Consider the following 21748-nt stretch of genomic DNA (forward strand, 5'->3'; position numbering starts at 1 on the left):
GCTTAACCTTACAACGCCGAAGGGGTTTTGGTGTCGGAAGACAGCAAACAGAAGTCGGAAGACAGAAGAGAGACAGATTTCAGCTTGTTCAGAGATTGGTTCCAATGGTTGTGTTGACGGAGAGTCAGACAAGGGTTGGAATAAAACGGAATATGCCTGGCGGCGATAGCGCGGCGGTCCCACCTGACCCCATGCCGAACTCAGCAGTGAAACGCCGTAGCGCCGATGGTAGTGTGGGGTCTCCCCATGTGAGAGTAGGACACTGCCAGGCTTTAATTTAGCGTGATGTTGCAATCAAAGGCAGCATAAAGCACGAATAGCAGTGAGTAGGATAAATCTGTTGCAGACGGATTTAAGCGTCGCGAGGGGCGGCGTTCCGAAGGGCGAACGGCAGGCAAGCTGTTCGTAAACTGCCAAAGTTGGTATTTAAGTTTTATATCGTAGCAAGCGATATAAATCACAGAGAATTCGGTGGTGCGGTAGTTCAGTTGGTTAGAATACCGGCCTGTCACGCCGGGGGTCGCGGGTTCGAGCCCCGTCCGCACCGCCACCTTAATTTGCAGAGAAACCCTGAGAGAAATCTCAGGGTTTTTTGTCGTTTATAAGTATTAAAATCAATAATTACCTTATTTTATTTGATAGAATCGGATAGTTTTATAGTTATTCTGTATTTAAGAGGTTTTTTACGTGGTAAAAAAAACCTATGCGATAAGGTATGTCGCGGGCCAGCCTGTTGAACGTGTTTTTCCTATGTCGACTCATCAGCTTAGGAATGCATTACCTGTAGGTACTCCTTTGATCACTGGCACAAATGAGCTTAGGGTTGTTGTATGGAATATCTATAAACAGCAGCGTCCTTCATGGAGAAAGGTTCTAAAGGAGCTAACTAACGAAAGTCAGTTGATTTTATTACAAGAAGCGCAGACTACTCCTGATTTAGTTGAATTTGCTACCTCAAATTACTTGATAGCTGATCAAGTTCCCGCATTTTTATTGCCACAACATCCATCAGGTGTAATGACGTTAGCAACTTCTCATCCTGTCTATTGTTGTCCTTTGAGAGAGAAAGAGCCTCTTTTACGTTTATCTAAATCAGCTCTCATCACTGTTTATCTTTTACAGGATAATCGTCAGTTAATGGTTATTAATGTACATGCGATAAATTTCAGTTTTGGTGTAGATGTGTATAGCCGTCAGCTAAATAATATTGGTGCTCATGTTCGTTTGCATGATGGCCCAGTAATTATGGCTGGTGATTTTAATGCATGGAGTAAGCAACGATTAAATGCTTTAAAACGTTTTACCAGATATTTACATCTTGAAGAGGTATCTTTTATTGACGACTATCGGACAATCGCGTTTGGTAAGCCTTTGGATTTTATTTTTTACCGAGAGTTGAATATTGCTGATGCTATTGTGATACCTACTGATGCTTCCGATCATAATCCTCTTGTTGTAAATTTTCATTAATTCTTTGTTATAAGAATATATTGGTCTATTTATAATGAATTAAATTCTTATTTAATTCATTATAAATGAATATGATTTTATAACTAAAAAAATATTATATCATTGTTGATTTATTGTAACTATTTATTATGTATTGCGATGAATTTATATTTCAAAAATAAGATTTATTTTAATTAATATGTAAAATTGATATTTAAATAAATATCAAATATATCTTTTCTGAATAAATTAAAATAAATGCCAGAGTAATCTGGCATTTATGAGTAAAAATTATTTGTTTATCTGATGTGTTTGAAAAATATTTTTCTTTATACTAAAGAAATAGGTGACTGATAATAAGATTACCCATACGATTCCCACAATTAATGCAATGCGGGTTTTCTCAAAATAGCCTAGTAATACAATAACAAATACCATAAAGATAATAGTTAATGCAGGTGCTATTGGCCACATAGGAACGGGAAATTTCAGGGTTTTCACTTCTTCTTTGCTCATTTTGCAGCGCATAGCAACTTGAGAAAGTAGGATCATCAACCATACCCATACAGTAGCAAATGTTGCGATAGAGGCAATGATAACGAAAATCTCTTCCGGAATCATATAGTTGAGTATGACTCCAATTAACAAAACTGCTGACATAACGATTACAGTCATCCAAGGTACGCCATTACGACTCAGCTTGGTGAATGATTTAGGCGCTTGCCCTTCTTGTGCCATGCCATACATCATACGGCCAGCACCAAAAATATCGCTATTGATCGCTGAAATTGCGGCAGTAATTACGACGATATTGAGAATATTGGCAGCAGAATTGATACCTAAGCTAGAAAAAATCTGTACGAATGGGCTACCTTCTTGACCGATCTGATTCCACGGGTAGATACACATTAAAATAAACAGAGTCAGTACATAGAACAGTAGAATACGGAAAGGGACAGCATTGATTGCTTTTGGAATCGTTTTTTCGGGGTTTTTGGCCTCACTGGCAGTAATACCAATGACTTCAATACCCCCAAAAGCAAACATTACAATGGCGAGTGAAGCTATTACGCCACTGATGCCATTAGGCATAAAACCGCCATATTCCCACAAATTGGCAATGCCGGTTGAGTGATCTGTTTCTTGGCCGAATCCATAGATCATGATAGTCATGCCGCCGATAATCATAGCGATAATTGCGGTGACTTTCACAATCGAAAGCCAGAATTCCATTTCACCGAAAATTTTCACATGGCAAAGATTAATTGCGCCAATAAAGCAGACAATGCTTAATACCCAGATCCACTGTTCCACATGGGGGAACCAGAGCTTCATATAGAAACCGAATGCAGTAACGTCAGCCAGGCAAACGATCAGCATTTCGAATACATAATTCCATCCGGTTAGAAATCCGGCTAAAGGGCCGAGGTAATGGCTGGCATAGTGTGAAAAAGAACCGGCTACTGGATGGTGAACAGCCATTTCGCCTAATGCACGCATCACCATAAATACGGCAGCACCGCCGATTAAATAGGCGAGTAATACGGCTGGTCCAGCTTGCTGAATAGCCGCTGCCGAGCCATAGAACAGCCCTGTGCCTATCGCGGAGCCTAATGCCATAAAGCGGATGTGCCGCCCGGTTAGACCCCGTTTCAGCTGAGTTTCATTATTCTGCATTATTTATTCCTGTCACTTTCTCAGTGCTAGATATATTTTAAGCACACAATGCCTCGACAAGTCGCACGTTAGCCAAGCGAAGCAAACCCCGTACCTTACCATAAAGATTGATGTTCGCGGGATAGATATCTGCAATAATGCGCCCTTGCCTAATGAAACCAGAGATTTTTATGTTTTACCCGATTAACGAAGTATTCCAGACATTGCAGGGAGAAGGTTTTTTTGCCGGAGTCCCGGCAATTTTTATTCGTCTGCAAGGGTGTCCGGTTGGTTGTAGCTGGTGTGATACTAAACACACTTGGGAGAAAGAAGCGGAAAAGCAACGGACATTGGAAACAATTTTGTTGAAGACGAGTGAAAGCAATGAATGGAGTGAAGCGTCTCCTAAGCAAATTGCAGCGCTGTTTGTTCAACAGAAATATACCGCACGTCATGTTGTTATTACTGGTGGTGAGCCTTGCCTTTATGATCTTATACCTCTGATCGAAGAGTTAGAAAGCCTTGGCTACCAATGTCAGATAGAAACCAGTGGTACGTATCATGTTAAATGTTCTGATACTACTTGGGTGACAGTTTCCCCAAAAGTTAACATGCGTGGTGGTTACCAGGTATTGCAGCAGGCTTTACAAAGGGCTAATGAAATAAAATATCCGGTTGCTAGGGAGAGAGATATTGAAGCATTGGATGAGTTATTAGCGACATTGGATGACAACTCATCGCGTATTATTGCACTGCAACCTATTAGCCAGAAAGAAGACGCTACTCGTTTATGTATTGAAACTTGTATTGCCCGTAATTGGCGGTTTTCTATGCAAACACATAAATATTTGAATATCGCCTGAGAAAAGCTTACTGCACTGGAGGTTTCCTGGTGCAGTAAGTTGTTTCATTTACCGCGGAAAATAGCTCCCGCATTACAGGTTTCTTTCACCATAACGGCACTGAGTTGTGGAATTGTTGGTTTAACTTTATCCCAAATCCAGGCAGCTAATACTTCGCTGGTTGGATTTTCCAGTCCAGGGATATCATTCAGGTAATGGTGATCTAGCTGTTCCCAAATGGGTTTGAACAGGGCTTTTAAATCGGCAAAGTCCATAATCCAGCCACTATGAGGATCGACCTCCCCGGTAATTTCCAGTCGTACCATAAATGAGTGCCCATGCAGGCGACCGCATTTATGGCCTTCTGGAACATGTGGCAGACGGTGGGCGGCTTCAAACTGAAAATCTTTAAAAATCGTTGTGCTCATAGTGGTTCTCTCTGACTTCAAAAAACCCGCTATTCTACCCGATCTTCTGAATTAAACCTGATTTTTTCATTTTTTTGCAATCGCTCTTATTAACTGTTTTATAGATATATTAAATCTGTAAATATGGTTAGGCGTTTTGGTTATTTGATATTGCGATAGTTTCTTTAAATAGTAACAAGTCGCTGAGATAACCTTACAAACCATCCCTATTTATTTTATTTACTAAAAATAACAGACATTGGTAATCGTAAAGGGCAGCACAGGATAATGAGCATAAAACCACCTTCAATTTCACTTCTTCCGGTTTCACCTGAACAGCTAGCGCGTTTGCAGTCGGCAATTGGGGATTTTTCACCGACTCAATTAGCCTGGCTGTCTGGTTATTTTTGGGGAATGGTAAATCAGCAACCACAAGTTCAGGTTGTGGCTCCGGCAGTTCCGGCGCAGGAGACGATTACATTAATTTCAGCTTCACAAACTGGTAATGCTCGTCGTTTGGCTGAACAACTCCGTGATGATTTGTCGGCAGAAAAACTCAATGTCAATTTGGTCAATGCCGGTGATTATAAATTCAAACAAATTGCTCAAGAGAAGGTGCTGATAATTATTGCTTCTACTCAGGGTGAAGGAGAACCTGCTGAGGAAGCGGTTGCATTATATAAATATCTCTATTCTAAAAAGGCACCGAAGCTGGATGGTACGGCATTTGCGGTTTTTGGTCTGGGTGATACCTCTTATGAGCGCTTCTGCCAGGCCGGAAAAGATTTCGATAATCGTCTGAATGAGTTAGGTGCTCAACGGCTTCTGGAGCGTGTAGATGGTGATGTGGAATATCAACAGGCTGCGGCTCAGTGGCGTCAACAATTAACTGGGGTTCTGAAACAGCGTATTCCTGCCGGGACAGGGACTGTGATTGTTTCTGCACAAAACAGATCGGTAAATGAAATTTTCTCAACTTCTTATACTAAACAGGCGCCATTGACTGCTGCTTTAGCTACCCGTCAGAAAATAACGGGGCGTGGTTCTGATAAAGATGTTCGCCATATTGAAATTGATCTGGGTGATTCAGGACTGCGTTATCAGCCAGGTGATGCTCTGGGTGTCTGGTTTGAAAATGATCCGGAGCTGGTGGATGAAGTGTTGAATTTGCTCTGGTTGAAAGGAACAGAACAGGTTGAGGTTAATGATCAGAAATTGCCATTAAGGGAAGCACTGATCGGTCATGTTGAGCTAACTCAAAATACCAGTGTGATTGTGGAAAAATACGCTATTCTTGCGAAAGATGAAAAATTACTTTCTTTGATTGCTGATAAGCAAGCATTACAGCAATACGCTCACAATAAACCGATCGCCGATATGATAAGAGAAGCGGCTTCTCAACCGGAGGCCCAGCAATTTATTGATTTGCTACGGCCTTTAACACCAAGGCTCTATTCAATTTCTTCTTCTCAGGCGGAAGTGGAAAGTGAAGTTCATCTTACCGTTGGTGTGGTTCGTTATGAAATTGACGGACGGGTCCGCACCGGTGGCGCATCCGGCTATCTAGCCGATCGCTTACAAGAAAATGGTGATATTCGTATTTTTATTGAGCATAACGATAATTTTCGTCTGCCTGCTGATCCACGCACGCCTGTCATCATGATTGGGCCGGGAACCGGAATTGCGCCATTTCGGGCATTTATGCAGCAAAGGGAGGCTGATGGCGCAGAAGGGAAAAATTGGTTGTTCTTTGGTAATCCACATTTTACGGAAGATTTTCTCTATCAAGTGGAGTGGCAGCGTTATGTCAAAGATGGCCTGTTAACCCGTATTGATCTGGCATGGTCCCGTGATCAGCAGCATAAAGTTTATGTTCAAGACAAACTGCGTGAGCAAGGTGAAGAAGTGTGGCGTTGGATAGAGGAAGGAGCACATCTGTACGTGTGTGGTGATGCAAACCGCATGGCGAAAGATGTGGAACATGTGTTGCTGGATATTATTTCTGAGTATGGCGGCATGGATACCGAACAGGCAGATGAATTTTTAAGTGAACTGCGTCTTGAGCGCCGTTATCAGAGGGATGTGTACTAATGAACAATAAACAACATGGTCCTTTGATTGTTGAAGGTAAACTGGCTGACAGTGAGCGTATGAAGCGGGAAAGTAACTTCCTGCGAGGTACGATTAGCGAAGATTTGACTAATGGTTTAACGGGAGGTTTTGCAGGGGACAATTTCCTGTTGATTCGTTTTCATGGCATGTATCAGCAGGATGATCGTGATATCCGTGCTGAACGCGCAGAGCAAAAATTGGAGCCACGTCATGCAATGATGCTGCGCTGTCGTCTGCCGGGGGGCGTGATTACGCCACAGCAATGGTTGGGCATTGATAAGTTTGCTGCGGAAAATACCCTTTATGGCAGTATCCGTTTGACGAACCGCCAGACATTTCAATTTCATGGCATTCTAAAAGGAAATGTAAAACCTGCGCATCAATTGCTGAATCAGGTTGGACTAGATTCGCTTGCGACGGCAAATGACGTTAACCGGAATGTACTTTGTACCTCGAATCCTATTCAATCAGAATTACATCAGCAAGCTTACGAATGGGCGAAGAAAATCTCAGAGCATTTACTGCCACGTACCCGTGCTTATGCTGAACTCTGGTTAGATAAAGAAAAAGTCGCGACAACCGATGAAGAGCCGATTCTTGGGCCGACTTATTTGCCGCGTAAATTCAAAACCACGGTAGTCATTCCTCCACAAAATGATGTTGATCTACATGCTAACGATCTGAACTTTGTTGCCATTTCAGAAGGTAACAAGCTGGTGGGTTTTAACGTGCTGGTGGGTGGTGGTTTGGCGATGACTCATGGCGATAAAAATACTTACCCACGTATGGCGAGTGAGTTTGGTTATATTCCCCTTGCGCATACACTGGCGATTGCGGAAGCTGTGGTGACAACTCAGCGTGACTGGGGCAATCGGACTGAGCGTAAAAATGCCAAAACCAAATATACCTTGGAGCGGGTGGGTGTTGATACTTTTAAAGAAGAGGTGGAGAGACGCGCTGGCGTGAAATTTGAGGCCATCCGGCCTTATGAATTTACTGGTCGTGGAGATCAAATTGGCTGGCTGAAAGGCATCGATGATAAATGGCATTTGACGCTGTTTATTGAGAATGGTCGCCTTTTGGACTATCCAGATAGACCGCTGAAAAGTGGCATTGCTGAAATTGCAAAAATACATCAAGGGGATTTTCGCCTGACGGCCAATCAGAACTTAATCATTGCTGGTATTCCTGAAAGTGAGAAACAACGCATTGAAACCATCGCCCGTGAGCATGGGCTGATTGATGATAAAACCACAGTTCAGCGTGAAAACTCAATGGCTTGTGTCTCTTTTCCAACGTGCCCGTTGGCAATGGCTGAGGCTGAACGTTTCTTGCCGGAGTTTGTCACCCATATTGAACAATTGATGAATAAACATGGTGTGGGTGATGAACATATTGTTTTGCGAGTGACAGGTTGCCCGAATGGCTGTGGTAGAGCGATGTTGGCGGAAGTTGGGCTAGTCGGCAAAGCGCTTGATCGTTATAACCTTCATCTTGGTGGTAATCGGATTGGCACTCGTATTCCACGGATGTATAAAGAAAATATCAGCTCACAAGAGATCTTATCTATTATGGATGAACTTATTGGGCGTTGGGCGACAGAGCGGCAGTCAAATGAAGGTTTTGGCGATTTCCTGATTCGCATGGATATTATCAAGCCGGTCTTGGATGCAGCTCGCGATTTTTATGATTGGCAGGAGGCGGTATGAGCCAATTCAACTTATCTCAATTTGCTGGAGTGACTGCTGAACAGCAAGAGCAATCACTGGCTGAGATTAATCTTCGGCTTGAAATGATGGATGCTCATCAGAGGGTAAACTGGGCATTAGAAAATTTGCCAGGGGAATTTGTTCTTTCCTCTAGTTTTGGTATTCAGGCGGCGGTGTGCCTTCATTTAGTGACACAAGAATATCCTGATATTCCGGTCATTCTTACTGATACCGGTTATCTATTCCCTGAAACTTATCAATTCATCGATAAACTCACAACGCAGTTGAAACTGAATCTGCAAATATTCAGTGCTGAATATTCTCCGGCCTGGCAGGAAGCTCGCTATGGGAAATTGTGGGAACAAGGCGTAGCGGGAATAGAACGTTACAATCAGATTAATAAAGTTGAACCAATGAATCGAGCTTTGAAAAGTTTAAATGTACAAAGTTGGTTTGCTGGTTTACGCCGTCAGCAATCTGAAAGTCGATCAAAATTACCGGTTCTGGCTGTACAGCGGGGAGTATTTAAGATTTTGCCGATTATCGACTGGGATAACCGGCGTGTGCATCAATATCTGACAAAACATGGCTTAGAATATCATCCATTATGGGAACAAGGTTATCTTTCTGTTGGTGACATCCATACAACCCAAAAATGGGAACCGGGCATGAGTGAAGAACAAACCCGTTTCTTTGGCTTGAAACGAGAATGTGGGTTACATGAAAATTAAAAACCCGGTATTTCCTGAGTGGGGATAATGATAAAGCCCTCGCTGTGTTTTAGGGCGAGGGGGATGATTAATAAAGCTATTTTGGCGAGATCACCTATATTCCATTACAGAACATCAAATTCTTTTTTGTCATTTTATAACTTTACCGCCAACTCATATATTCATTCGAAACAGTTTCAGTACTTATAAATATTTCACTGGATATCAAGGGCAATCGTGGATTACTTACCGATATTTGTCGAGCTGAAAGGGCGGCTTGTATTACTTGTCGGTGGTGGTGAGGTGGCCGCGCGTAAGGCGACTCTACTACTACGGGCAGGTGCGTTATTACAGGTTGTAGCGCCTGAATTGTGCTCTGAATTACAACAGCGTTATCAAGCTGGTGAGTTGGAATGGTATAAGGGAGAATTTCAGCTTGAATATCTTGATGGCATCTTTTTAGTTATTGCGGCGACTGATGATCGCATGCTAAATCATCGGGTTTTTTCTGAGGCGGATAAGCGTGGTATTTTGGTCAATGTCGTTGATGATCAAGCTCATTGCTCATTTATTTTTCCATCAATTATCGACCGTTCTCCGGTTTTGGTGGCGATCTCATCGGCGGGAAAAGCGCCGGTATTAGCGCGTTTAATCCGAGAGAAACTGGAGGCGTTACTGCCTTCCAGTCTTGGCACGATGGCAAAAATCGCCGGGGAGTGGCGTGAGCGAGTAAAACAGCGATTCACTTCCATGCGCCAGCGTCGTTCCTTTTGGGAACAGGCTTTCAGTGGTCGTTTTGCTATGTTAGTTGCAAACGGTCAGATCCAACAGGCGGAAAAACAGCTTGAGCAACAACTGGAACAGCATGATTCACAGGGAGAACTGGCTTTGGTTGGGGCCGGGCCGGGTGATCCGGGATTGCTGACGTTAAAGGGATTGCAGGTTATTCAGCAGGCTGATGTGGTGCTTTATGATCATTTGGTCAGCAGCGAGGTACTGGATCTAGTTCGCCGCGATGCAGATAAAATTTGCGTCGGCAAAAGAGCGGGTAATCACTCTGTTTCTCAGGAGGAAACTAATCAGTTGATAGTGAAATTTGCCAGACAGGGGAAAAAAGTCGTTCGTCTTAAAGGCGGTGATCCCTTTATCTTTGGCCGTGGTGGTGAGGAATTACAAGTTGCAGCGTCAGCAGGCATTCCTTTTCAGGTGGTACCGGGAATTACTGCCGCCATCGGGGCGACGGCTTACGCGGGCATTCCTTTGACTCACCGGGAACACTCACAGAGTATCACTTTTATTACAGGGCATTGCCGAGAAAAGGGGAATGAGCTGGATTGGCCGGCTTTAGCCAGAGGTCATCAGACACTGGTGATTTATATGGGGACGGTCAAAGCCGCCTTAATAAGTCATCAATTAATTTTACATGGGCGAGCAGAAGATACGCCGGTAGCCGTCATTGGTTGTGGTACTCGTTTAGAGCAGCAAGTGTTAACCGGCACTTTGCTTGAACTGGAACAGTTAGCACAGCAAGCCCCGTCGCCGGCCTTATTGGTGGTGGGAGAGGTGGCTCAACTTCACCATCAGATAGCTTGGTTTGGGCAGCAATCTATTGCCAAGATAAGCCGTCCGGCAGTAGTCGATTTTGCATAAGGAGTTGTAATGGATGAGAAAAGATTGACACACTTGCAGCAACTTGAAGCTGAAAGTATTCATATTATACGGGAAGTGGCCGCCGAGTTTGAAAACCCGGTGATGCTTTACTCTATCGGTAAAGATTCTTCGGTCATGCTTCATCTTGCACGCAAGGCGTTCTATCCGGGAACATTGCCATTTCCTTTGCTGCATGTGGACACGGGATGGAAATTTCGTGAAATGTACGAGTTTCGTGATCGTACTGCGAAGAATTACGGCTTTGAACTGTTGGTGTATCGTAACCCGCAAGGGGAAGCAATGGGAATTAATCCATTTGTGCATGGTAGTGCCAAACATACTGACATCATGAAAACGGAAGGGTTAAAGCAGGCACTGGATAAATATGGTTTTGATGCTGCTTTCGGCGGCGCTCGTCGTGATGAGGAGAAATCGCGGGCCAAGGAGCGGATCTATTCTTTCCGAGATCGCTCACATCGTTGGGACCCTAAAAACCAGCGTCCTGAATTGTGGCGCAATTACAACGGCCAGATTAATAAAGGCGAAAGCATTCGCGTATTCCCACTGTCTAATTGGACTGAATTGGATGTTTGGCAATATATCTATTTGGAACAAATTGATATTGTTCCTCTCTATTTTGCCAAATTACGCCCGGTATTGGAGCGTGAGGGTACGCTGATTATGGTTGATGATGATCGGATCGATCTGAAACCGGGCGAGGTTATCAGTCAGCGCAAAGTTCGTTTCCGTACTCTTGGTTGTTGGCCGTTGACGGGAGCAGTGAAATCTGATGCTGAAACATTGCCGGAAATTATTGAAGAGATGCTGATATCGACGACAAGTGAACGGCAAGGTCGGCTGATTGATAGTGATCAATCTGCTTCTATGGAACTGAAAAAACGTCAAGGTTATTTCTAAGGAGAGCAACCATGTCAGCACTTGCACAGAATGAAATAATTGCTCATCAAATTAAACAGCAGGGCGGTGTGGAAGCTTATCTGCGTGCTCAACAAGAGAAAGGATTACTGCGTTTCTTGACATGTGGCAGCGTGGATGATGGCAAAAGTACCCTGATTGGACGCTTGTTACATGATACCCGTCAGATCTACGAAGATCAGCTTTCAACGTTGCAGAATGACAGTAAACGTATTGGTACTCAAGGTGAAAAATTAGATCTGGCTTTATTAGTGGATGGTCTTGCCGCAGAGCGTGAGCAGGGCATCACCATTGATGTGGCTTATCGCTATTTTTCAACAGAAAAACGCAAATTTATCATTGCTGATACACCGGGACATGAGCAGTACACCCGTAATATGGCAACGGGGGCATCGACCTGTGATCTCTCAATTCTGTTGATTGATGCGCGTAAAGGTGTTCAGGAGCAGACCCGTCGTCACAGTTTTATCAGTACATTGCTAGGTATTCGCCATTTGGTGGTAGCAGTGAATAAAATGGATCTGATGGAATATCGTCAGGAAGTTTTTAATCAAATCAAACAGGATTATATGAATTTCGCTGCCCAATTACCGACAGATTTGGACGTTCATTTTGTCCCAATCTCGGCACTTGATGGCGATAATATTGTCACTAAAAGTCTCAATATGGATTGGTATGAAGGGCCAACGTTGTTGGATATCCTTGAAACAGCTGATGTAAAAAAGCAAGCCTCGAAGCAGTTACTGCGTTTTCCGGTTCAATATGTTAGCCGGCCTGATATCGATTTTCGTGGTTACAGTGGCACACTTTCGTCCGGGATTTTACGTAAAGGGCAGAAAATTAAAGTCATGCCATCCGGTATCGGCTCACGGGTGGAGAGGATAGTGACTTTCAATGGTGATCTGGATTTTGCTGTTCCGGGTGAGGCCATTACGGTGGTGCTGAAAGATGAGATTGATATCAGCCGAGGAGATCTACTGATTTCTGCCGATGATGAGATGGTGGTTACCCGACATGCGCTGGTGGATGTGGTATGGATGTCTGAGCAGCCTTTGGTACAGGGGCAGAACCTTGATATCAAAGTGGCGGGTAAAAAGAGCCGTGGGAAAGTTGAGAATATTCAGTACCAGGTGGATATTACGAACCTGACGCAGCGGGTGGCTGTTGATTTACCATTAAATGCCATCGGATCGGTGGAGTTTTCTTTTGAAGAACCATTAATGCTCGATAGCTATCAGCAAAATAGCGACACTGGCGGTATTATCTTGATCGATCGACTGACTAATGTCACTGTTGGTGCGGGGTTGGTACGTGAAATTCAGACAAATGTTTATGAAGGGCCAAAAGAATTCAGCGAATTTGAACTGGAATTGAATCGGTTGATTCGTCGTCATTTCCCTCATTGGGGAGCCAGAGATTTACTGGGAGGTAAATAAATTGGCTGACATTGAAAATCTGGCATCAGAAAACGTTGTCTGGCATCCACATCAATTGACCAGAACGCAGCGGGAGGTTGAAAATGGACATCCTGCATTAGTTATTTGGTTCACTGGTTTATCGGGTTCAGGAAAATCCACTGTAGCAGGGGCCTTAGAACAGGCCCTGTTTCAACGGGGAATAAAAACTTATCTGCTTGATGGCGATAATTTGCGTCATGGCCTTTGTAGTGATTTGGGTTTTTCCGAACAGGATAGGCAGGAAAATATCCGCCGTGTAGGTGAAGTGGCCAATCTGATGGTCGATGCAGGTTTAGTCGTGCTGACGGCTTTTATCTCTCCTCATAAAGCAGAACGGCAAAAAGTTCGTGAACTGCTGGAACTAGGGCAATTTATTGAAGTTTTTGTCGATACGCCGTTGGAAATTTGCGAATCTCGTGATCCGAAAGGATTGTACAAAAAAGCCCGTGCCGGTGAAATTCGTCATTTCACGGGGATTGATTCAGTCTATGAAATTCCCGATAACCCGGAAATTTATCTTGCAGGCCAACAACCCGTTGAAGCTTCCGTGGCCCAGTTGCTGGTGGAATTGGAAAAGAGCGGCATTATACGCTCAAGGATTAATCACGGATAACGTCAACAAAAAGCACATTATTGCGTTTTCAGTGATGTGCTTGTGTAAAATAACTGCATTCGACTATTTTTCTCCTACCCTGTTTTGTGATAGTAGCGTCATTCTTTGAGTTATGGGATGATTGACAGATATTTCAGGGGGCGGAAATGGGTAAACTGACGCTACTATTACTGGTTTTACTTGGATGGTTACAGTATTCACTGTGGCTTGGTAAAAACGGCATTCATGATTATGTGCGGGTTAAGAATGATGTTGCGATGCAAGAGCGTAATAACAGCAAACTTAAAGTGCGTAACGATCAGTTATCGGCAGAAATTGATGATCTTACTGGTGGACAGGAAGCTATCGAAGAGCGATCCCGTAATGAATTGGGTATGATCAAACCGGGTGAAACTTTCTATCGTTTAATCGTTGATAAATCTAAAGAAAATACTTCGCGTCCCTCGACTCCAAATAATACTCAATAATTAAAATGAACAATCTATTACTTCATTCCTGTGCTGATATTATTGCTTTGGTACCAGCAGCGGGTATTGGTAGCCGAATGAATTCGGATTGCCCAAAGCAATACCTGTCTATTGCCGGAAAGACCATTATTGAGCACACCTTGGCTGTATTACTTGATCATCCCCGTGTTCAGCATGTTGTGATTGTTTTAAATCCCACGGACACACAGTTTCAATCCCTTGAGGTTGCATCCGATTCGCGCATTACTACGGTAGTTGGCGGTGAACAGCGGGCAGATTCTGTACTGTCTGGTTTAAATCATCTGGCTCATTTGACTGGCAATGATAATTGTTGGGTTTTAGTGCATGATGCTGCCCGCCCTTGTTTACATCATGACGATCTTGAACGTTTACTACAGTTGGCAGTAGCAGATGAACAGGGAAATATTGCATGTGGTGGTATTCTGGCAGCGCCGGTCCGCGATACGATGAAACGTGGGCGGGCTGGTCAAGTTATTGACCATACAGTAGAACGGCAAGATCTCTGGCACGCACTGACTCCGCAGTTTTTTCCATTGATGTTACTAAGGGATTGTTTGTCAAAAGCACTTTCGCAACACGCTAATATTACAGATGAGGCTTCCGCACTGGAATATTGTGGTTATCAACCGGTGTTGGTTAACGGGCGTTCGGACAATATAAAAGTCACGCGTCCTGAGGATTTGGCATTGGCAGAATTTTATCTGTCTAGAAAATAAAGGAACAGACATCATGAGGATCGGGCACGGTTTCGATGTACATAAATTTGGTGGTGAAGGGCCGATTATTATTGGTGGTGTTCGTATCCCTTATGAACAAGGGTTGTTGGCGCATTCTGATGGTGATGTTGCTCTCCATGCGGCAACGGATGCTTTGTTAGGTGCTGCGGCATTGGGCGATATCGGGAAATTATTCCCAGATACTGATCCGGCGTTTAAAGGGGTGGATAGTCGTAAATTATTGCGCGAAGCCTATTCACGTATCAGAGAAAAGGGTTATCGGATTGGCAATCTGGATATTACGATTATCGCTCAAGCACCCAAAATGTTGCCGCATATTCCACAAATGAGAGTCAATCTGGCAGAAGATCTGCAATGTCACATTGATGATATCAATGTTAAAGCCACAACTACTGAGAAATTGGGATTTGTTGGGCGTAAAGAAGGTATTGCTTGCGAAGCGGTTGCTTTGCTGGTTAAGGAATAATTGATGGTATTGGCTGAATTAAATTGGCTGTATGGACAACCAGAAGCGACGGGGATACTAAAAGCCTCGCCGGAAGATTTTATTGTCTGTGAAGATTTGGGGTTTTCTCCTGATGGAGAAGGCGAGCACTTAATGGCGCACATCCGTAAAACGGGCTGTAATACCCAATTTGTTGCAGATAACCTCGCTCGTTTCGCTGGTATACCGTCTAGATCGGTCAGTTATGCTGGCTTAAAAGACCGTCACGCAGTGACAGAGCAGTGGTTTTGTTTGCACTTACCGGGCAAACAGGAACCTGATTTTGCCTCGTTTCAGCTTGAGGGATGTGAAGTTCTGACGACCGCTCGTCAGAAACGTAAACTGCGCATTGGCGCATTGAAAGGAAATTCATTTACGCTTATTTTGCGGGAAATCAGTCATCACCAATTTGTTGAAAACAGACTACGGCTGATTCATCAAAGTGGCGTGCCTAACTATTTTGGTGAACAGCGTTTTGGTCGGGATGGGCAGAATCTGCTTCAAGCGCAGCGTTGGGCAAATAATGAAATCCGAGTAAAAGAGAGAAATAAACGCAGTTTTTATCTGTCAGCCAGTCGTAGTGCTATGTTTAATACGATAGCCAGTGCGCGGATTATTCTGAAACAACAGCAACAGGTAATGAAGGGTGATGCTTTACAATTAACAGGGCGTGGTAGCTGGTTTGTTGCTGACGAAACTGAATTGCATTTATTGCAACAGCGGGTGATCGATGGAGAATTACAGATAACCGCCCCGCTGCCTGGTGATGGTGAATTGGGAACACAGCACCAAGCTGCGGATTTTGAACGGCAATATTTACAGCCCTATGAATCATTGTGGGAACTTATCAAGCGTGAAAGGGTGGATGGTTCCCGTAGGGCGATTCTGGTGCAGCCTCAGAATCTGAGTTGGCAATGGCAAGATAATGACACGGTGAAAATCAGTTTCTGGTTACCCGCTGGCAGTTTTGCTACCAGTGTGGTCAGGGAAATTATCAATCAGGATCAAAATAATGTTACGAATATTGTTGAGTAATGATGACGGTGTAACTGCGCCAGGGATTCAGGTTTTGGCGGCAGCATTGCGAGAAAATTATCATGTGCAGGTTGTTGCGCCTGATCGTAATCGGAGTGGCGCATCTAACGCATTGACTCTTGATCGCTCATTAAGTGTTAAGACGTTGGAGAATGGTGATATCTCGGTGTTGGGTGGCACACCAACGGATTGTGTCTATCTCGGTGTTAATCGTCTGGTTCTTCCTCGTCCTGAGATCGTTGTTTCTGGTATTAATCGCGGTCCTAACCTTGGAGATGATGTGATTTATTCGGGAACGGTTGCGGCTGCAATGGAAGGCCGCCATCTAGGGTTGCCAGCATTGGCTATTTCACTGAATGGTGAATTGCATTACCAAACAGCGGCAGAAATCACCTGTCGTTTACTACAAATGTTACAAACAACGCCTTTGAGAGCGGGTAATATTCTGAATGTGAATGTTCCTGATTTGCCACTTGAGCAAATTAAAGGATTTCGGGTAACGCGTTGTGGTAGCCGTCATGCCGCGGAAGAAGTTTATTCTATGCAAGATCCTAAAGGCAACATGCTTTACTGGTTGGGGCCGCCGGGAGATAAACATGATGCTGGTCCTGAAACAGATTTTGCGGCGGTGGAACAGGGATATGTCTCTATTACGCCATTACAGGTAGATCTGACTGCGTATAAAGCGCAGGCGTTAGTAAGAGATTGGTTAGCTAAAGCTGAGGTTGATGGAGAATGCTGAGTCGGGCAATGAAAAATTTGCTGACACAATTACGCCAGCAGGGAATAAAAGATGAACGTTTACTGGCCGCTATTTCCGCTGTGCCGAGGGAGCGTTTTGTCGATGAAGCACTGGCACATAAAGCGTATGAAAATACAGCTTTGCCTATTGGTCATGGGCAAACGATTTCTCAGCCTTATATTGTCGCCCGTATGACTGAACTGCTTCAATTAACACCTGATGCTAAGGTTTTGGAAATTGGTACCGGCTCTGGTTATCAGACGGCAATATTAGCGCATTTGGTCAAACATGTTTTCTCGGTAGAACGGATCAAGGGTTTACAGTGGCAGGCTAAACGGCGGTTGAAACAACTTGATTTGCATAATGTTTCAACCCGTCATGGGGATGGTTGGCAAGGATGGCCGTCGCGTGGGTTATTTGATGCTATTATTGTGACCGCAGCGCCTCCGTATATCCCACAAGAATTGATGCTTCAGCTTACGGATGGGGGAGTTATGGTTTTACCGGTAGGTGAGCGTACACAAATTCTTAAATCCGTGAAACGTCATGGCAATGGTTTTCATAGTGAAGTGATCGAAGCTGTACGCTTTGTGCCCCTTGTGCAAGGGGAACTGGCTTAAGTTCATAGTCTGTTGCAACTATTTTTCAATTAATGGTTATATTTGCTTTAATAAGCGAAATTACTTTCGTTTTGGGATTTTTGCGGTTATGTATAACCTTTAGAAATTATTAATTTTTACGCTTATCTTTGCCGTTATGGGGGAAGGAAATATGAATTCGGGAAGCCCAATGAAAAAAATACAGCGGATCGTAATGTGTTTATTGATGGGAGTCTGGTTAGTCGGTTGTACAAATACGCCAACTCGTCCTGCGCCTATCACCAGTGTTGATCAAAAACAAAGCAGAGGGAGTCATCATCCGGTAATATATTCTGGCAATTCTGCTATATCTACGCCGATGCCATCTTCACCTTCATCAATGGGGGGGGCTGATAGCAATTCGCAGGAGAGAATTGTTTATAACCGTGATTATGACAGTATTCCTAAGGGCAGCTATAACGGCAGCACTTATACAGTCAAACATGGTGATACTCTGTTTTATATCGCTTGGATCACCGGTAATGATTTTCGTGATCTTGCGAGCAAAAATAATATTTCAGAACCTTACAGTCTGACAGTGGGGCAGACTTTGAGGACCAGTAGTAGCGGGATGTTAACCGCTCATAACCATAATCAAATGCAAACAGCCCTGGTTGATTCTCAATCAACTAATGCGTATCCTGCAAATTCCGGGATACAAAAGAGTGTAAAAATGTTGCCAAGGGCAACTACGTCAACAGTAAACAATACGTATTTAGAATCACCGACGACAACCGCGAGCAGTGGAAACAGTGTTGTTAGCAGTTGGATGTGGCCGGCTGAAGGTAAAATGATTGAAAGTTTCTCTGATACCCAAGGGGGTAACAAAGGGATTGATATCGCAGGCAGCAGGGGCCAGTCAGTATTTGCAACAGCGGGTGGTCGAGTTGTCTACGCCGGAAACGCCTTACGTGGATATGGAAATCTGATAATTATAAAACATAACGATGACTACCTGAGTGCCTATGCTCATAACGATACGATGCTGGTTCGTGAGCAACAAGACATCAAGGCGGGGCAAAAAATTGCCACTATGGGTAGCACGGGTACCAGTTCTGTAAGATTACACTTTGAAATTCGTTACAAGGGAAAATCCGTAAACCCGCTGCGTTATCTTCCGCAGCGATAAACTGGGCAGAATGCTGAATTCTGCCTGCATTATCATGGGTAGGGGCAGCTTATGAGCCAAAATACGCTGAAAGTTAACGAGTTGTATGATGATGCGGATTTAGATGAAAGTGGTATTGAAGCTGACGACTTCGATGAGAAATTATTGAAGAACGATGAGGATGATCTAACTGATTTTGAGAATGATTTAGATGTATTGCAGGGCATGAACCAGCGGGTTCTTGATGCAACACAACTTTATCTTGGCGAGATTGGTTTTTCTCCTTTGCTGACGGCGGAAGAAGAGGTTTTTTTCGCAAGGCGGGCATTACGTGGTGATGTTTTGGCCCGCCAGAGGATGATCGAAAGTAACTTGCGATTGGTTGTTAAAATTTCTCGTCGTTACAGTAACAGAGGCTTAGCTCTTCTTGATTTGATTGAAGAAGGTAATCTTGGCCTTATCCGTGCTGTTGAAAAATTTGACCCGGAGCGCGGGTTCAGATTTTCTACCTATGCAACATGGTGGATTCGGCAAACCATTGAGCGGGCGATTATGAATCAAACCCGTACTATTCGGTTGCCAATCCATATTGTTAAAGAGCTCAACGTCTACTTGCGTACAGCAAGAGAACTTGCCCATAAATTGGATCATGAACCTAGCCCGGAAGAGATAGCAGAACAACTGGATAAACCGGTTGATGATGTAAGCCGTATGTTGCGATTGAATGAACGTATCATTTCGGTTGATACCCCTATTAGCAGTGATTCTGATAAAGCGTTATTGGATGTTTTATCGGATGAGAATGAAAGCGGGCCGGAGGGAACAACACAGGAAGACGATATGAAAAAGAGTATCGTCAAATGGCTGTTTGAGTTGAATTCGAAGCAACGTGAAGTATTAGCGCGTCGTTTTGGTCTTTTGGGATATGAGGCTGAAACACTGGAAGATGTGGGCAAAGAGATTGGTTTGACAAGGGAAAGAGTGCGTCAGATCCAGGTCGAAGGTTTGCGACGTCTGAAAGATATTATGCAAACTCAAGGTTTGAATATTGAAGCGTTATTCCGTACTTAATTGTTGAATAGTTTGGCTACTTGGGTTCTGAAGAACTGTTGTTCCTGTTTTTGCATTGTTGATGCTTGGTATTATCAGGTTCTTCAGTACCCGGTAGAATTCCCTTAATTTTGTCTAGGATGATGGTAAGTCTTAAGTAAAGATTTCTAATATTCAAATTGCAGTGGTTAACTAATTTAGGGCACTTCATTTACCCTCTTCCAATAATTCTGCTTTTCGGGGACAAATTTGTCGCTATAGTTAGATAACTCTACCCTTATTTTCATGCGAATATAATTGATATCAATACACCACATTATATCCGGCCTCTCGGGATTAAATTCATTTCGTCTGTTATTGCCAGCATAATTCCATCTAAGCTACGGATGGCTTTTAAAGTCCCACTGTGACTTGCAAAAGTGTTGCGTATAGCGCGGCGATTGAGTGTAATAATTGTACCGAGCAGCACCGTTCAGCAGACGGATATGATTAAGAGTTTTAACTATAAAGAGCTGAGTAAGTTTTTCGAAACAGGTTCTACCGCCGGTATTAATGCTATACAAGCTCCAAAAATTGCTACTCGTCTTGAGGTGTTGAATAGAGCTGTAAAAATTGAAGATGTAGATATCCCTGGCTTTTTTTACACCCACTTACAGGAAACCAAACCGGAATGGTGTGTGGTCTATTACTGTGACAGGAAATTGGCGAATCACCTTTGAGTTGTATGATGGTGATGTCTACATTGTGAACTATGAGGATTACCACTAATGGCTATGATGTATAACCCCCCGCATCCCGGAATATTAGTTAAAGAGGCTATGGAGGCTCTGAATTTGAGCGCCAGAGGCTTGTCTAAGGCACTGGGTGTCGCACCATCAACTGTGCAACGCTTGGTTGTTGGCAAGTCTGATGTTTCGCCAGAAATGGCACTGAAATTGTCTGTCGTTATTGGCAGTTCACCTCAAGTTTGGATGGGAATGCAGGTGGACTATGATTTATGGCAGGCAAAACAGCATATCGATGTGTCTCATCTTCATCGATTGCAAATAGCTTGATTGACATATTTCAATGTCCCTGATTCTGAACCATCTCAATTGTTTTGTCGTTGGTCTGAAAGGTGAGTATAACCTCACCTTTTTTAATCAATACTACATTCAGTTCAAATTACAGGGATGCCACTGTGGAATTTAAAATCGCTATCTGGATTTTGAATCAATTCAGCTTCAACACGGCCAAAATAGTTTACCCGTTCGGTAATATCTTCATTAGCAACAGATTGCGCTAGTGAAAGATAGTCCTGGTAGTGACGTGCTTCAGAGCGCAGCAGCGAGATATAAAATTTACTCAGATCTTCATCCAAATGAGGGGCTAGTTTGGCAAAACGTTCACAAGAACGCGCCTCAATATAAGCGCCGATAATTAGCTTATCCACCAATGTATAAGGTTCATGGTTGGTGATATGGCTAAGCATGCCTTTAGCATAACGGCTGGCAGTGATGCTTTCATAGCTGATATCGCGTGCGTCCATGATCTCCAGCACTTGATAGAAGTGATGTAGCTCTTCTTTAATCAGCAATACCATTTTATCAATCAGATCCTGGCTATAGGGTGAATTAGCTTTGGCGGTGATCTGTTTAGTCGCTTGGTTTTGACCTCTTAATGAATTGAGATCGCCAATTTTCTTGTAGGCAAAATCTTCATAAGGTTTAAACCATGCCAGAAGTGTATCCTCACTTCGCTGATCTACGGCATACTTGCGGATCAAAAACATAGCGCTCTGTGCTGCTTTGAGTTCACATAACAGATGATCCCGTAGAAGCACAGGTAAATTTTCAGGCTGTTTTGCTTTATCTACCCACAAATCCGGGGTTTCACATTGCAAAAAATGGTATATCGGTTGTAAAAGGCTTTTGTCAAACACGTTC

General features: G+C 43.6%; 22 protein-coding genes, 1 tRNA gene and 1 rRNA gene. 21 read left to right on the top strand and 3 right to left on the bottom strand.

The features are described from left to right. Window positions 1–155 precede the first annotated feature (155 nt). The 3 genes from rrf (at window position 156) to C6H66_RS13005 (ending at window position 1470) form a co-directional block, all read left to right on the top strand. Window positions 156–271: ribosomal RNA gene (gene rrf, locus C6H66_RS12995) — 5S ribosomal RNA — on the top strand. Window positions 272–473: 202 nt separating this feature from the next. Further along, window positions 474–550: transfer RNA gene (locus tag C6H66_RS13000), tRNA-Asp, on the top strand. Window positions 551–687: 137 nt separating this feature from the next. Then, on the top strand, window positions 688–1470 hold the full coding sequence (locus tag C6H66_RS13005) for an endonuclease/exonuclease/phosphatase family protein (protein ID WP_105395817.1): 783 nt from the start codon (window positions 688–690) through the stop codon (window positions 1468–1470). A 270-nt stretch (window positions 1471–1740) separates the two neighbouring features. Here the strand turns inward: C6H66_RS13005 and C6H66_RS13010 are convergent, their stop codons facing one another. After that, window positions 1741–3126, bottom strand: coding sequence for an amino acid permease (locus C6H66_RS13010; protein ID WP_105395818.1), 1386 nt, complete (start codon window positions 3124–3126; stop codon window positions 1741–1743). A 170-nt stretch (window positions 3127–3296) separates the two neighbouring features. Between C6H66_RS13010 and queE the strand changes: the two genes are divergently transcribed. Next, window positions 3297–3968 (top strand): 7-carboxy-7-deazaguanine synthase QueE, encoded by a 672-nt coding sequence (gene queE, locus C6H66_RS13015; RefSeq protein ID WP_046397290.1) that lies wholly within the window; start codon window positions 3297–3299, stop codon window positions 3966–3968. Window positions 3969–4012: 44 nt separating this feature from the next. Here the strand turns inward: queE and queD are convergent, their stop codons facing one another. Beyond that, window positions 4013–4375, bottom strand: coding sequence for a 6-carboxytetrahydropterin synthase QueD (gene queD / locus C6H66_RS13020; protein ID WP_036808482.1), 363 nt, complete (start codon window positions 4373–4375; stop codon window positions 4013–4015). A gap of 267 nt (window positions 4376–4642) precedes the next feature. On the opposite strand from queD, the gene cysJ reads away from it, so the two are divergent. From cysJ to C6H66_RS13105, 17 genes are all read left to right on the top strand, one after another. After that, window positions 4643–6445, top strand: coding sequence for an NADPH-dependent assimilatory sulfite reductase flavoprotein subunit (gene cysJ, locus C6H66_RS13025; protein ID WP_105395819.1), 1803 nt, complete (start codon window positions 4643–4645; stop codon window positions 6443–6445). After that, entirely contained in the window at window positions 6445–8175 is a 1731-nt protein-coding gene (cysI, locus tag C6H66_RS13030) for an assimilatory sulfite reductase (NADPH) hemoprotein subunit (protein ID WP_105395820.1), read from the top strand. The genes cysJ and cysI overlap by 1 nt, the downstream gene beginning before the upstream one ends. Then, window positions 8172–8906 (top strand): phosphoadenylyl-sulfate reductase, encoded by a 735-nt coding sequence (locus C6H66_RS13035; RefSeq protein ID WP_105395821.1) that lies wholly within the window; start codon window positions 8172–8174, stop codon window positions 8904–8906. The genes cysI and C6H66_RS13035 overlap by 4 nt, the downstream gene beginning before the upstream one ends. A 216-nt stretch (window positions 8907–9122) precedes the next feature. Beyond that, a complete protein-coding gene (gene cysG / locus C6H66_RS13040) occupies window positions 9123–10535 on the top strand; it encodes a siroheme synthase CysG (RefSeq protein WP_105395822.1) in 1413 nt (470 codons plus the stop codon). Window positions 10536–10544: 9 nt separating this feature from the next. Then, a complete protein-coding gene (cysD, locus tag C6H66_RS13045) occupies window positions 10545–11453 on the top strand; it encodes a sulfate adenylyltransferase subunit CysD (RefSeq protein WP_036808476.1) in 909 nt (302 codons plus the stop codon). 11 nt (window positions 11454–11464) lie between these two features. Beyond that, window positions 11465–12907 (top strand): sulfate adenylyltransferase subunit CysN, encoded by a 1443-nt coding sequence (gene cysN / locus C6H66_RS13050; protein ID WP_105395823.1) that lies wholly within the window; start codon window positions 11465–11467, stop codon window positions 12905–12907. A gap of 1 nt (window position 12908) precedes the next feature. Beyond that, window positions 12909–13541, top strand: a complete 633-nt coding sequence (gene cysC, locus C6H66_RS13055) for an adenylyl-sulfate kinase (RefSeq protein ID WP_105395824.1) — start codon at window positions 12909–12911, stop codon at window positions 13539–13541. Between the two features lie 146 nt (window positions 13542–13687). After that, complete coding sequence (ftsB, locus tag C6H66_RS13060) at window positions 13688–14008, top strand: cell division protein FtsB (protein ID WP_036808472.1); 321 nt, start codon at window positions 13688–13690, stop codon at window positions 14006–14008. A gap of 5 nt (window positions 14009–14013) precedes the next feature. Continuing rightward, the gene (gene ispD, locus C6H66_RS13065) at window positions 14014–14745 is read left to right on the top strand and encodes a 2-C-methyl-D-erythritol 4-phosphate cytidylyltransferase (protein WP_105395825.1); all 732 of its coding nucleotides are present in this window, start codon (window positions 14014–14016) and stop codon (window positions 14743–14745) included. Window positions 14746–14758: 13 nt separating this feature from the next. Further along, the gene (ispF, locus tag C6H66_RS13070) at window positions 14759–15232 is read left to right on the top strand and encodes a 2-C-methyl-D-erythritol 2,4-cyclodiphosphate synthase (protein WP_011145090.1); all 474 of its coding nucleotides are present in this window, start codon (window positions 14759–14761) and stop codon (window positions 15230–15232) included. Between the two features lie 3 nt (window positions 15233–15235). Beyond that, window positions 15236–16285, top strand: a complete 1050-nt coding sequence (truD, locus tag C6H66_RS13075) for a tRNA pseudouridine(13) synthase TruD (RefSeq protein ID WP_105395826.1) — start codon at window positions 15236–15238, stop codon at window positions 16283–16285. Beyond that, entirely contained in the window at window positions 16263–17027 is a 765-nt protein-coding gene (gene surE / locus C6H66_RS13080; RefSeq protein WP_036808455.1) for a 5'/3'-nucleotidase SurE, read from the top strand. Before truD ends, surE begins: the two co-directional genes overlap by 23 nt. Continuing rightward, entirely contained in the window at window positions 17021–17647 is a 627-nt protein-coding gene (locus C6H66_RS13085; protein ID WP_036778033.1) for a protein-L-isoaspartate(D-aspartate) O-methyltransferase, read from the top strand. The genes surE and C6H66_RS13085 overlap by 7 nt, the downstream gene beginning before the upstream one ends. A 169-nt stretch (window positions 17648–17816) precedes the next feature. After that, a complete protein-coding gene (gene nlpD / locus C6H66_RS13090; RefSeq protein ID WP_181150203.1) occupies window positions 17817–18794 on the top strand; it encodes a murein hydrolase activator NlpD in 978 nt (325 codons plus the stop codon). A 51-nt stretch (window positions 18795–18845) separates the two neighbouring features. Beyond that, complete coding sequence (rpoS, locus tag C6H66_RS13095; RefSeq protein ID WP_036808449.1) at window positions 18846–19844, top strand: RNA polymerase sigma factor RpoS; 999 nt, start codon at window positions 18846–18848, stop codon at window positions 19842–19844. Between the two features lie 464 nt (window positions 19845–20308). Further along, window positions 20309–20542, top strand: coding sequence for a type II toxin-antitoxin system RelE/ParE family toxin (locus C6H66_RS13100; RefSeq protein ID WP_339416778.1), 234 nt, complete (start codon window positions 20309–20311; stop codon window positions 20540–20542). A 48-nt stretch (window positions 20543–20590) separates the two neighbouring features. Next, the gene (locus C6H66_RS13105; protein ID WP_105395828.1) at window positions 20591–20878 is read left to right on the top strand and encodes a HigA family addiction module antitoxin; all 288 of its coding nucleotides are present in this window, start codon (window positions 20591–20593) and stop codon (window positions 20876–20878) included. A gap of 104 nt (window positions 20879–20982) precedes the next feature. On the opposite strand, the gene miaE is transcribed toward C6H66_RS13105, so the two are convergent. Next, the gene (miaE, locus tag C6H66_RS13110; RefSeq protein ID WP_046397302.1) at window positions 20983–21744 is read right to left on the bottom strand and encodes a tRNA isopentenyl-2-thiomethyl-A-37 hydroxylase MiaE; all 762 of its coding nucleotides are present in this window, start codon (window positions 21742–21744) and stop codon (window positions 20983–20985) included. Window positions 21745–21748 lie beyond the last annotated feature (4 nt).

It is taken from the genome of Photorhabdus hindustanensis, from assembly GCF_002968995.1.
GTDB lineage: Bacteria > Pseudomonadota > Gammaproteobacteria > Enterobacterales > Enterobacteriaceae > Photorhabdus > Photorhabdus akhurstii.